The organism is Myxococcales bacterium (genome assembly GCA_022184915.1).
Classification (GTDB): domain Bacteria; phylum Myxococcota_A; class Polyangia; order Fen-1088; family Fen-1088; genus JAGTJU01.
In genome coordinates this window covers 258239-270729 of the sequence record JAGTJU010000005.1, presented here as the reverse complement: position 1 = coordinate 270729, position 12491 = coordinate 258239, and the positions used below count along the sequence as shown (strand labels likewise).

9 protein-coding genes are annotated in these 12491 nt (G+C 66.5%); 4 read left to right on the top strand and 5 right to left on the bottom strand.

Annotation, left to right across the window (positions count from 1 at the left end):
* Positions 1 to 95: 95 nt before the first annotated feature.
* A complete protein-coding gene (locus KA712_19625) occupies positions 96 to 1385 on the bottom strand; it encodes a hypothetical protein (protein MCG5055180.1) in 1290 nt (429 codons plus the stop codon).
* 120 nt (positions 1386 to 1505) lie between these two features.
* On the opposite strand from KA712_19625, the gene KA712_19620 reads away from it, so the two are divergent.
* Both KA712_19620 and KA712_19615 read left to right on the top strand, forming a co-directional pair.
* Positions 1506 to 2807: a DUF1552 domain-containing protein gene (locus KA712_19620; protein ID MCG5055179.1), complete on the top strand. Its 1302-nt coding sequence runs from the start codon at positions 1506 to 1508 to the stop codon at positions 2805 to 2807.
* Entirely contained in the window at positions 2804 to 4438 is a 1635-nt protein-coding gene (locus tag KA712_19615; protein MCG5055178.1) for a DUF1588 domain-containing protein, read from the top strand. The genes KA712_19620 and KA712_19615 overlap by 4 nt, the downstream gene beginning before the upstream one ends.
* Positions 4439 to 4469: 31 nt before the next feature.
* Here the strand turns inward: KA712_19615 and KA712_19610 are convergent, their stop codons facing one another.
* From KA712_19610 to KA712_19595, 4 genes are read right to left on the bottom strand one after another with little or no spacing between them, the layout of a single operon-like run.
* Positions 4470 to 6503, bottom strand: a complete 2034-nt coding sequence (locus KA712_19610; protein ID MCG5055177.1) for a PAS domain S-box protein — start codon at positions 6501 to 6503, stop codon at positions 4470 to 4472.
* Positions 6469 to 7053 carry a hydrogenase maturation protease gene (locus tag KA712_19605; protein MCG5055176.1) on the bottom strand — a complete coding sequence of 195 codons (585 nt, stop codon included), beginning with the start codon at positions 7051 to 7053 and terminating at the stop codon, positions 6469 to 6471. The genes KA712_19610 and KA712_19605 overlap by 35 nt, the downstream gene beginning before the upstream one ends.
* Positions 7043 to 8572: a nickel-dependent hydrogenase large subunit gene (locus KA712_19600; GenBank protein ID MCG5055175.1), complete on the bottom strand. Its 1530-nt coding sequence runs from the start codon at positions 8570 to 8572 to the stop codon at positions 7043 to 7045. The genes KA712_19605 and KA712_19600 overlap by 11 nt, the downstream gene beginning before the upstream one ends.
* On the bottom strand, positions 8565 to 9500 hold the full coding sequence (locus tag KA712_19595; GenBank protein MCG5055174.1) for a hypothetical protein: 936 nt from the start codon (positions 9498 to 9500) through the stop codon (positions 8565 to 8567). Before KA712_19595 ends, KA712_19600 begins: the two co-directional genes overlap by 8 nt.
* Before the next feature lie 325 nt (positions 9501 to 9825).
* Here KA712_19595 and hypF point away from each other — a divergent pair, with 325 nt between their 5' ends.
* Positions 9826 to 12219: a carbamoyltransferase HypF gene (gene hypF / locus KA712_19590; GenBank protein ID MCG5055173.1), complete on the top strand. Its 2394-nt coding sequence runs from the start codon at positions 9826 to 9828 to the stop codon at positions 12217 to 12219.
* A gap of 12 nt (positions 12220 to 12231) precedes the next feature.
* Positions 12232 to 12483, top strand: coding sequence for a HypC/HybG/HupF family hydrogenase formation chaperone (locus tag KA712_19585; protein ID MCG5055172.1), 252 nt, complete (start codon positions 12232 to 12234; stop codon positions 12481 to 12483).
* Positions 12484 to 12491 lie beyond the last annotated feature (8 nt).

The following is a 12491-nucleotide window of genomic DNA, read 5'->3' as shown; positions in this document are numbered from 1 at the left end:
CCTTCTCAGTGCTGGCGGCGCAGGCCGCAAGCCCAAGCATCAACGAGGCATACACGAGGGTGCGGGGAAAGAGGGCGTTCATGCGGGCTCCTGGGTCAGGGCTGGGGCGTGGCCGCGCAGCTTTGCAGCGATGAAATCCAGTCGTCGACGAGCATGAGGGCGCGTTCGTCCACGACGCGTGTGCCGAGGTCAGGCATGCGAATGTTCTTCACCGTGGAGCGCATCCGGAAACTGACCATGGAGTTTTCAGGGGCGCCGGGATCGATGAGCTTGATCTCGTCGATGCCGTACTTGTTCTTCGCAGGCGCCACGCCGCAGGCATTGGTGTTCGCGAGCGGTGATGCGTAACGAAGGTCGAGGGAGACGTCCTTCGTTTGGCCCGGCCTGTGGCAGTGCGCGCAGTTGGCGTGCAGGTAGGCGCGGGCGCGACGGTCCAACGACGCCTGCGGGTCGTCGAGGGCAGGAAAGCCCTGCGTGCGATCGACGCCGCTCGGCAGAACGCCGATGGCGATGAGCGTGTCCACTTGATTCGAGAGCTTGTCGCCCGGGTAGACGAAGTCGCCGTCGAGTTGCGCCAACTCGAGGCCGATCGAACGACCCGCGCCCTCGGTGTGGCACGCGAAACAGTTCTCGCGGCTGGGGAACGTCCACTCGAGCGTGCCCCCGGCGCGTTCGAGGAAGCGGTAGTCGCTCTCCCGGCCGAGCAGCGTGGCGTCCGTGCCGGCTTCGTTGAACACGTAGGTGTAAGCAACCCAGGTGCCGGTGGCGAGGCGCACGAGAAAACGCGTCTCGAGCGGCATGCCGTCCATCTCGAAGGCCTTGAGCAGCACCGTGCCGTTGGGGAACGAAAAATCGCCCGTCGCGGGATCAACTTCGATCTGCGCGCCATCGGGAAGCGCCATCCACCGTCGTTTGTCGGCGCCGTCGGACCACAGGGCTGCCGTGACCCCGTAAGGGATGAGCCCCGCAGCGGGTTTGCGGGGGTCGCCCGGCTGGAAGCAGCCGGTCTCGCTCAGCTTGGCGGGAGCGGCGGCTTCGGAGTCTGGCGCTGTGCACGTGGGGTTGGCAGGTCGTGCCATCAGCCCCTGCGGCGCTCGCACGGGGGCATTTGCACCGGCACCGGCCTGGCCCCCGGCTCCTGGGGACGTGCCGCCCGCACCCCCGGCGCGCGGCACGCCGCCCGCACCGCCCCTAGCGCCGGCCACGCCGCCCGACTCCGCGCCGGCCGCGCCGCCCGACCCCGCGCCGGCCGCGGCCCCGTCTGCGTCGTCGGCGGGGTCGCTCGATGCACCGGCGCAGGCGGATAACAGCAGCCACGCCGCAAGGGCGGGCGCGGTCAGTCCGGGACAGAAGGTGGGGGGACGCGGGCGCGAACAACTGGCCAAGTGCATGCCGCCTCGAGCCCCCAGTATCCTTGGTCTGCCTCGCGGACGGCTTGAGTTTCGTCAGGGCAAAGCGCATAAAGGGGCCTCCCACAGCGCTTTTTCCGCGTAGCCTTCGAAGTCATGACGCGGTGGACGCGGCGACGGATGTTCCAAATCGCCTCTGCCGGCTGGCTGCAGGCGTCTGCGGGTGTGCGCGCCGCGCCTTCCGAAGGGCGCCCACGCCGCCTGGTGATCGTCTATACGCCTCACGGTGTGCCTCCCGAGTACTTCTGGCCCGCGCTGCCCCTTGGCGAAGCGGTGGGCAGCCCAGGGGCGCCGCTCTCCCCTATCCTTGCGCCGCTCGCCCCTTTCAGGGACCGGATGGTGCTGTTGCGGGGGCTCGACATGTACGGGGCGGGCAACCACGAGGCCATGGCGTCGCTCTTGACGAACGGGGGGAAGCTCTCGATCGACCAGGAGATCGCGGGCCGGCTTGTGGGCACGACGCCGTGGCCGAGTCTTCAGCTGGGCGTGATCCCCGACGAACGCCGGCGCTTCACGGAGCGCGGCCAGTGGGTGTTTTCGCCCGAACCGCTCGCGCACCGGCCCGACCCGGTGGCGGCCTTCGACGCCCTCTTCGGTGCCACCGCACACCCCGCCCGGGACCGGAGCCGCCGCCGCGTGGCCGCGTTCGTGAACGCGCGGTTGAAGGCACGGCGAGCCTGGGCGGCCGGGCGATCCGATGCCTCTGCGATCGAGGACGGGCTCAGCGCGTACGAGGCGTCCCTGGCGCGGGTGCCCGGTGTGCGCGGGTCTGTGGCGGCAAGCCCGCGTTGCGCGGACGTGCCCCGCATCGCCAGCGTCGAAGCCTTGCGCCAGGGGGGCATCGACCCCTGGGACCACGCTTCTTTCGCGCAACTCTTCGACGCTCAGCTCGATCTTGCGGTTGCGGCGCTGCGGTGTGATGCGACTCGGATCATCACGCTGCAGTCGATGTCGATTTACGCCAACGTGCCCTTCTCGTTCATCGGCGTTGCGCGGGGGCATCACGACGTCACGCACTCGGATGTGGGCACGACCGGACGCACCCAACACGCCGATTGTCAGCGCTGGTACGCCACGCGGCTCGTGCGGCTGCTCGAAGGCCTCTCTGTCCCCGATCCGCTGGATCCGGCGCATACGCTGCTCGACAACACGACCGTGCTGTGGTGTTCGGAGATCTCCGACGGCCAGGAACACAACTGCCAGTCGAATCCGTTCGTGCTCTTCGGAGGGGGGGCGGGGCTCCTCAAGGGTGGGCTTTACCTCGACTTCGGCGGGCGCTCTCACGGCGCGCTTCTGGTGACATTGGCGCGCCTCATGGGGGTGATGCTGCCGCAGGTGGGAACGGAGCGAGATCCCGAAGGGGCAGACGGACCTTTGCTCGAGGTATTGGCGACGTGAGCGCGCGGGCCCGACAGGGGGACCGCGGGGCCTGGGCGCGGGTGTCGGTCCTGGCGTTCGGGCTCGCTGCGTGCGGCGCGGGGGAAGCCCCCCTGCGAGACGCGGGGCTCGTGCCGGCCGATGCGGCTGCGGATGCGAGCGCGCCGGATGCGGCCGCGCGGCCCCCGGATGCGGCAGAGGTCTGCGGCCTGAATCCGCCTGTGTGGCAGCGGCTCTCCGTGCCGGAGATCGTGGACAGCTTGGCTCTGGCGTTTCCACACAAGGCGCTCCGTGCCGAAGACAGGCAGCGGTTCATCGACAAGTTCCTGCTGGATCCCGCTGGCCAGGGAGGCTTTTCGAACAACGGGCCAGGGCGCAAGGTTCAGGGCGACTTTGCGGAGCACTTGTTCGAGGTGGGGGAGTGGTTCACGGCCGATCCGCCCTTCTGTGGTGCCGTGCCTGCAGAGACCTGCGTGGCGGACGTGGTGGAGCGCGTGGGGCAGCTCTTGTTTCGCCGGCCGCTCGAAGCCGAGGAACGGGATTCATTTGCAGTGTTCTGGCGCGACAGCGTCGGTGAAGCCGGAGCGCAGGAGGCGTTATCCTCGACGCTGCTGGCGCTCGTGATGTCGCCGGAGTTCGTCTACCGCGGTCAACAGAGCCAAGCGGACCTGGCGTGGCTCGAGCGGATGAGTTTCGGCCTCGAAGGCCGGGGGCCCTCCGAAGCCGCACTCACGGAGGTTCTGCAGGCGGGGGCGGGTGCGCGGGCGCGCGACCTGATCGAGAGCGCCTTGTCCGGCCCCGTGGGGCGTCAGCACCTGTTGGCGGCGTTTTCAGAGTGGCTGCGCGTGGAGGACGTTCTTTCGGTGGCGAAGACCGAGCCCTTTGCGGAGGAGCTACGCCGTGATCTCGTCGAAGAGACACGCCGGTTCGTCGCCTTCCATCTGCTCGAGGCTCGTCGCCCGATTTCGGCGCTGCTCACGGAGACTCGCACCTTCCTGAACGCACGGCTGCGCGCGCACTATGGGCTCGACGGGGCGACGAACGCACCCGCGGAAGAGGCGGCCTTTTCGCTCTCGGTGCGCCCCCAGGGTGCGGGCCTTTGGGCCCAAGGTGCGCTCCTCGCAAGCCTTGGGCTCCCGAACGGGACCTCTCCCACGCGGAGAGGCGCGATGATTCGCACGAGGTGGATGTGCGACGAGCTGCCGCCGGCCCTTCCCGGCGTGATGCCGCCGGCTGCGAACGCGGCAGATGGGTTGACCACGCGCGCCCGCTACGAGACGGTCCACGCCGCAGACCCCTCCTGCGCGGACTGCCACCGCTTCGTGGATCCCCTGGGCTTCGCGCTCGAGGGCTTCGATGGCCTTGGCCGCCCCCGCAGCCACGAGAATGGCTTGCCCCTGGACCTCTCGGGGCAAGTATGGTCGCTCGACGACGATAGCGTGGAGCGCTCGTTCGACGGACCCCAGGAGCTCTTCACGTGGCTGGCGAACGACGAGAGATGGGCGCACTGTGCCGCCTGGCACCTCCTCGCGTATTTGGTGCCCGATCACCCCGAAGAGGGGGCTTGTCTGCTTCCCGGCCTGGCCGAGCGCTTGCACGCCGGTACGCCCTTGCTGGATGCGCTCGTCGAGACGTTTGCCTTGCAGAGGTGAAGCCCGCCCTTGGGCGGGCGCTCGCGTACCGTCAGCTGTCGTTCGCGGCCGCAGCGATACCCGGGTAGGGCATCCAGAACTCGAGGCGCGTGCCTTGGCCGGGCACGCTCGAGACCTTGACGTTGCCGCCGAGGTCACGACAGGCCTGCCGCAAAGCCGACATGCCCACGCCTCGGCCCGAGAGGCTGGTGACCTCGTCGCGGGTGGAGAGGCCATCGAGGAACAGCGCGTCTTCCAGATCTTCGTTGGTCGTGGACGGAGCGCCTACCGATGCCGCTTTGGTCCGCACTTTCTCCCAATCGATGCCGCGCCCGTCGTCCTCCAAAGCCACGACCACGTGACCCTCCTTGTGCTCGGTGACGAGCCGCATTTGGCCCACAGGACGCTTTCCTCGGGCTTGCCTCTCTTCGGCGGGCTCGATGCCGTGATCGAGGGCGTTGCGTACCGCGTGAATCAAGGCGCTCCAGAACCCGTCCCAGGCGAGATCGGGCAGGCGCAGTTGGTTGGCTTCGATCGTGACGTTGACGGGCCGGCCGAGGCGTATGCCCAGCCACTCGGCCTGGTGGGCGGCGCGCTTGAGACGTGTCTCGCTGCGCTCTCTCGACCAGCTGCGCACGAAGCGTTCGATCTTGTCGTGGCTGGTTTTCGAGCGAAGCGCCTCGAGCACCATCGTGTATTCCGTCTGGGCGAGCGTGATGCCTTCGTCCCGCTCCACGAGCACGTCCTCGAGCCGCGTCATGGTCTCACGCCAGGTCCTCACCACCTTCGCGAGAGCCTCACGGGCTTCTTCTTCCTGGCCCTGAGAAATCTCGTCTTCGAGGGTGTGGCAGAGCGCCGCGACCGACTCGAAGCCCCATATCGCTGCGTTGCCCTTGAGGGTGTGGATGATGCGGTTTTTGACCACCATGTCCTGCTCATAGTCACCCCGATCGAGCCCCCTCACCAAAGCGTCTGTCTCCTGGAAGAAAGACTCGAAGCCGTCGCGGTCCTTCATGATGCGCCGACATACGGCGACGAACTGACGGTCTTCGGCCTCTGCTCTCTCTCGTTCGAGCTCGGCCGTGATGTCCGAAACCACGATGAGAACGCGTCGAGGTGCAGGCGCACCGTCGTCGATCAAACGATACTCAACGGAGAACGTGCGCTTACCTCTCTTGAGGGTTTGCGGAAGCTGGCTGAGTGTCAGCTCATCGGGCAGCAGGCCCTCGCGCAGCTCGCCAAAACCCAGGGACAACCACTGGCAGAACGTGCTGTTGACGCCTTCTGGTTGATCCTCGGTGCTGCCTCCGAACCACGCCCATACGGGCTGATGGAGATCGGGCTTGCCGAACCATTTGTCCATGGTGGCCGAGTACTCACATGACATCCTGCCTTCGAGATCGGCTGTCACGAATCCCTGGTCCACGTTGTCGAGCACGAGGCGCATCCCTGCGTGCGCCTTCGCGAGCGATCCGAGGGCCGTTTCGATGTCGCGCACATCCGTGCCAATCACCACCAACCCTTCGCGTTTGCCCTGGGGCGAGCGGATGTCGCCCCAGCTGAAGAGGTGAGGGATGCGGGAGCCATCCTTGCGAACCAGGCCCCCGCGAAGCTCGCAGCCGCGAATCTGGGCGAACACCTGGTAAGCCCGCGAGAACTCGGGTCTGACCTTTTTGCCTTTGCTCTCGCGGAGGGCTTCGATCTCCTCGTCGACGAAGAGCCGGTCCGCCGAGACGCCCATCAACTCGGCTTCGCTGTAGCCGGTGAGCTCGAGGGTCCTGCGGTTGACCCGCTTGATGTAACCCTGAGGGTCGAGCACCAGGAGCGCTTCGGACATCGTGTCGAGCACGCGTTCCGTGAAGCCTTTGGCTTGGTCGAGGGCCTCGGCCACGGCCTTCTGTTCATTGCGCTGCGCCTCGACCTCGACGAGCATCACGTCCATCTTCGCGAAGCCCTGCGTGATGACGTTCTCCCGCTCGCGGAAGGCCGTTTTGATCGCGGCGAGCTCGTCCTCCAACAGCTGGATCTTGTCGAGGAGCTCGTCGCGCGGGTCAAAGTCTTGTGACTGCAGTTGTGGTTGCGCCATGTGTTGTGTCTCCGCCGTGTCCGGTTACGATCTTCGATGAAGCCAACGAGCATGCCCTCCGCACGAGGGCTGCGGCGGGCTTGACGGCGCCCGCGACCTCAGGGCTCAGTGTTTGGGAAAAGGGCTGGATACGGCCGACCTCGGCCCCGATGATCTCGATGGTCGGCACCGCGTCTTTTCCAAGGGAGATGGGTAATGTCTCGAACAGATGGTTCAGCCCGAGCGCGTGGGAGCTATAGGCTGAGGCGTGGGCGGGCAGGGCCTCCGGCACGAGACGAAAGAGCTGCCCCGGTGTGCCCATCCCCCGCACGCTGTCCACGACGACCGCGTGGCGGCAGCCCTCGAGGAGCAGCGCGGATCCCACACTACAAATTCCCGCGTCGAACACCGTCACGCCTTGTGGCAGGGGCTGCGAACGCAGTTCGTCGTACACCGCGCCTCCGAATCCGTCGTCGCCCTGGAACCGGCTCCCGAAGCATAGAATCCTTATGGGGCTCTGCTCCCACGGGGCGCCGGAGTCCAAGAGACCGTCGTATTCGTCAGAGTCCAAATCTCATCCTCTTGTCGGTGTCGAGCACGTGAACCGTGCACACCAGGCAGGCGTCGTGCGAGCGCACGATGTGGCCAAGCTCGATGGGGTTTTCCAGGTCCTTGACCACCGTGCCCACGAGGCTCTGCTCCCAGTGCCCCCGCTTGTCGTCCGAGCCGCGCGGAGAGGCGTTCCAGCCTGTGGGCGTGATGATCTGGTAGGATTCGATCTTTCCCTTTTTGAACCGGACCCAGTGCGCAAGGGCTCCGCGGGCGGCGCTGCCAAGGCCCACGCCCGTGCCTTCGACCACATCATCGACGGGAACGATGTAAGGCTCGGCCGCGTGAGCAAAGAGCTCGTCGAGGGTCTTGCGCATCGCCATCAGGGTGAGGGTGGGGCGGTGAAGGCGCACGAACTGTCGCGAAAACGCATTCGAGCCCTGCATCGTGAACAACGAGGTGGCGAGCGGATCGCCGGCGGTAAACAGCTCGGCCAGAGGGCCCGACTCACACACCTTGCCTTTGTACCTGGGGGCCTTCGCCCACGTATAGCGGCTGCCATCGGGGTCGTACTCGGGCACGGTCATCCCATCGATCGGGTGGCGGCCTCCCGCGTAGCCCACGAACCACGAGTGCTTGATGTGCTCTTCGATGTGCTGATGGTCGAAAGCTTCGAGCTGCTTCGTCTCTGCGTCGAAGAAGCCCGGGGCACGCATCGTCTGGGGGGCGCCGTAGGGAGGACGCCAGCGCTCCGGGTCGTAGCCGCTGCCGTAGGACAAAAGGTTGCCCTCTCCCAAGCCCAAGGTCTCGAGGCCGATCGAGCGGGCGAAGCGGATGAACAGCCCCATGGGGCTCTTGCGGTGAGACTCAGAGGCCTCGACCCACGCGAGCACGTCGTCGAAAGTGCGGTTTTCGGACCATCGCTCGAGAGAACATCCCAGGATGTCTTGCTCGTACCACTTCTGGTACGAGTCGATGAGCGTGCGCAACCGCACGAGGTTGCCTACCGTGAGCCGGCTCGTGACCCCACCGGGCACCATGAAGTTGGCGTGAGGCCACTGGCCTCCGATGATCGCCACCACCTTCAAGATGTTCTTCGTGTGTTCGAGCACGCCCCGGTAGGCCTTGCCCGAAAGCATCGCGAAGGACTCTTCCACCTCGGCCCGCAGAGGGTGATCGGCGTAGCGCGGGTTGCAGAAATCCACCGTGAACATCAGGAACGTGTGGCGGCTGTCGCTTTGGGTCTCCTCGGCCATGAGGCAGAGGTTGCGCGCCCGGATCGCGTTGGGCGCCACCTCGCACTGCAAGGCGTGCTCGATCGCGGTCACCGCCACGTATTGATGGGCCGTGCCACAGATGCCGCAGATCCGCGGGGTCAGGACGGCGCCGTCCGTGGCATCGCGGCCTTGCAGGATCTGCTCGAAGCCGCGGTACATGGTGCCGATGCACCACGCGTCCTCGATGCGGCCATCCTGGACCTCGATCTTGACCTCGAGGTCCCCCTCGACACGGTTGAGCCCGAGCTCGATGATCTCACCCATTGTCCACCTCCTCTGCGGTCGCGGTCGCGGCGGTCTTTGCTTGCGGGGCGGTGGGCTGGAGCCGCTCGGGCGCCGCGTCCCGGGCCAGTCCCTTGTAGGCCATGTACTTGGCGCGCTTGACCCCCAGCGGCAGCGACAGCGGGATGGGGCCCACCTTCAAGGTCACCAGCAGGTTTTGGGGCTTCGGGAAATTGGGGGCCGTGCACCCGATGCAGGGCGCCCCCGCGCGCGTTTTGCTGGATTCGCCATTCCATAGTTCGGTGTTGCAGATGGCCTGTGTGGTCGGGCCTTGGCAGCCAAGGTTGATGAAGAGACAGCCATCCCCGCCGAACGCTTTTTCCTCGACGTTGTACTCGTGGTACTCGTTGCGCGTGCATCCGCGGTGAACCGTGGTGCTGAAGAACTCTGCCGGCCGGTTGAGGGGATCGAGCTCGACCGGCGCTCCCAGCAGGGCGGCAACCAAGGTGCGCACCATGGAAGAGGGATGGGCGGGGCATCCCGCCACGTTGATGACCGGCAAGCCGCCCGCGGAGCGCCACGAGGGGTCCAAAAGGCCGCCGGGATCGGACTGGCGAAATTGCAGGCCCACCGAATCCGTGGGGTTGCAGCCCGCGGCGCTCACCCCTCCGAAGGCGGCGCAGGTGCCCATGGCGATGACGAACTGGGCACGGTCCGCGAGCCGCTTGATGATGTCCATCTTGGCTTCACCGAACATCGAGTCGAACATGCCGGTGCCATCCGGACCGAGCGCAATGGCGCCTTCGACGCAGAGGACCGTGAGCTCCTGCTCGCCGGCGCAGATCCGCTCGATGGTGGCCTCGAGCTCGCGCGGCGTTGCCGTCGACAGGGACGGGTGCCAAAGCAGGTCTACATTGTAGTTGGTCAGGGTGTCGTGGAGCGAGGGGTTTTCGGCGCAGAGAATGGCCATGGTGTCACCACTGCACCCGGCCGTTTGCATCCAAATCAATGAGGGCATCGTCTCTCCTGATTGGTGATTCCAAATCCGGAATCGGGAGCGTCACAGACCGGAAGCTGGACGCATCCAAAAAGGCTTCGGCCCCCTTTTGCGCAAGCTTGATGTTTTTTCGATGAATTGAACCATACCGGTCATCTCTCGACGCGCTTGCGACTTGCTTGGGCGCAGAAGGTGCGCGATTTTGAAAGGTGTGAGGGTGCCAAGTCAGGGAAGCGAGGGGCGTCGCGAGACAGCGAACCAAGGTTTTGGGCTTCGTGTCCGCGGGCAAGTGCAAGGCGTGGGCTTCCGGCCCACCGTGGCGCGGCTCGCACGAGCCCTGAATCTACCGGGCACCGTGTACAACGACGGACACGGGGTTTTGGTGCTCTTGGCTTGCTCCGGCGACGAAAAAGACGCGTTTTTGAGCGCGCTACATGAGTCGTTGCCGCCGCTCGCACGCATCGAGAGCCTGGAGGTCACGGCACATGTGTTCGAGACCCCGCCTTCGGGTTTTCACATTGGCCACAGCGTTGTTACCGGGGCCATCGAAACGATTCTGCCTCCTGATACCGCCACCTGTGCGGCCTGTCTCCATGACGTCCGGGACCCAAAATCCAGGCGTTTTCTGTATCCGTTTACAACGTGCACCGACTGTGGGCCGCGGTTCAGCATCGCCACGCGCTTGCCTTTCGACCGCAGCGCCACGACCATGACGGCATTTGCGCTGTGCTCTGCATGCGCGCACGAGTACGAAAACCCCGAGGATCGCCGCTACCACGCACAAACCATGGCCTGTGCGTCGTGTGGCCCCGTGCTCGAGGTGGCGGCGAGCAATGGACAAACCTTCGATCAACCTTGGACAACGTCTCTACGTGCAGACGGGCCTTCGGGACTCGCTCCCGCCATCGAGGCTTTGCGTAACGGGGGGATCGTCGCCGTCAAAGGGCTCGGGGGGTATCACCTGTGCTGCGACGCCACGAACGAGGACGCCGTGGCCCGCCTGCGCCGGGGAAAGAGGCGCTCGGGAAAAGCGTTTGCGTTGATGGCGCGCGATCTCACGCTCGTACGAGACTACGCCCATGTCTGCGACGACGAGGCGCAGGCGCTTACGAGCGACGTCGCGCCGATCGTGCTTCTCACGTCACGCTTTCGGGGCCCCACGGGCCTTCGCGAGGCGAACACGCTGGCCCTTGCCCCGTCGGTGTCGCCGGGTCTGCGGACCCTGGGCTTCATGTTGCCGTATACGCCGCTCCATCACTTGCTGCTCGAGGCGCTGGACAGGCCCCTCGTGTGCACGAGCGGAAACCTGTCCGATGCTCCGCAGTGTATCGACGATGACGAGGCGGAGCGGTGTTTGGCGCCGATCGTGGACGGCGTGGTTCGTCACGATCGCAGGATCGTTCATCGCGTGGACGATTCGGTGGTGGCGGTCTACGCCGGGCGTGTGCGTGTGCTGAGGCGTGCGCGCGGCATGGCTCCGGCGCCGATGCCGCTGCCGCCGGGGTTTCGTGATGTGCCGGCCCTCTGGGCGGCCGGGGGGCACCTGAAGAGCACGCTCACGTTCGTTCAGGGCGCGCGCGCCTGGGTGTCACCGCATCTGGGAGATCTGGACAGCGACGCCACACTCACGGCGTACGAGCTTTGTTTCCAGGCGATGTCGCAGCTGCTCGGGCAGGTGCCGGCACACGTTGCCGTCGACGCGCATCCCGACTACGCCTCGACACGGAAGGGTGAAGCCTGGGCCGTGGAGGAAAGCGCCGAGGTTCATCGCATTTACCACCATCACGCGCACGTGGCGGCGGTGCTGGCCGAACACGGCGTGCCGCTCGAGGAGAAGCCTTGCTTTGGTGTGGCTCTCGACGGTGTGGGGCTTGGTCCCGAAGAGGCGCTCTGGGGCTGCGAGGTTTTCACCTGCGATTACCGCCAGGCCACGCAGCGGGGAGGCCTCATGCCCGTGCGCCTCGTGGGCGGGGATCGCGCCGCCCGCACCCCCTGGAGAAGCCTCGATGCCTTCTTGCGGGCGGACCCCGCGCATCCGACGCTGCTGACCTTCCTGCGCGCGCTTCCGCGCTCCGCAGAGCTGGCGCGCCTTTGTGATCAGCACGCGCCCGCGCTCGCGCGGATCCTCGCCGGGCCCCTCCGCCCGGCCCCGCTGTCATCCTGTGGTCGCCTGTTTGATGCCGTCGCCGCTCTCGTGGGCCTTTGCCCAGGGGGGATGAGTTACGAGGGGCAAGCCGCCATGGAGCTGGAGGCGCTCATCGACGAAGACCACCTCCAGCACGCCCAGCAGCTGCCTCCCTACGTGTTTACAGTGACGGCGGCCCATGGCGACGACACGACCGGGCCCTTGCGTCTGGCCCCGGGTTTTTGGGCCCAAGCGCTCGAGGATCTGGCCTGCGGCCGCGCGCCAGGTCTGGTGGCGGCCCGCTTTCACCTGGGACTGGCGGAAGGTTTGACCCAGCTGACCGCGGCCGTGCGCGCGCGGGAGGCGGAGGCAGGGCGGCCGTACCGGCCCACGGTGGCTCTGGGCGGCGGCTGTCTCGGAAACCGGATCCTGGCCGAGGCGCTCGACGCAAAGTTACGGGCGGAGGGTTTCGAGGTGCTTCTGCCCGCCCTCTTGCCCGCCCACGACGGCGCCCTTTCCTTCGGCCAGGCGGTCGTCGCTTCAGCCCGCATCCTCAGCCGCCGATGAGGGGCCGCTAGAATGTGTTTGGGTGTGCCTGGTCAAGTGGTGGCGATTGATGATGCGAAGACCGCGCGCGGTGTCGTGGACGTGGGAGGTGTGCGCCGCGTGGCGAACCTGGCCTGCGTGCTCGAGGGCGATGACCCCCAGGCTCTCGTGGGGGCCTGGGTGCTCATCCACGTGGGCTTCGCCATGAGCCGCATCGACGCGGAAGAGGCCGCGCGTACCCTCGACCTCATCAAGCAACTCGGAGAGCTGGACGACGCGCCGTAAGGCCGCGC

Excerpts from the sequence above, each read along its gene's own strand:
- KA712_19620 (MCG5055179.1), top strand. The coding sequence starts at position 1,506 with ATGACGCGGTGGACGCGGCGACGGATGTTCCAAATCGCCTCTGCCGGC.
- KA712_19610 (MCG5055177.1), bottom strand. The coding sequence starts at position 6,503 with ATGGCGCAACCACAACTGCAGTCACAAGACTTTGACCCGCGCGACGAG.
- KA712_19600 (MCG5055175.1), bottom strand. The coding sequence starts at position 8,572 with ATGGGTGAGATCATCGAGCTCGGGCTCAACCGTGTCGAGGGGGACCTC.
- KA712_19595 (MCG5055174.1), bottom strand. The coding sequence starts at position 9,500 with ATGGCCATTCTCTGCGCCGAAAACCCCTCGCTCCACGACACCCTGACC.
- KA712_19585 (MCG5055172.1), top strand. The coding sequence starts at position 12,232 with ATGTGTTTGGGTGTGCCTGGTCAAGTGGTGGCGATTGATGATGCGAAG.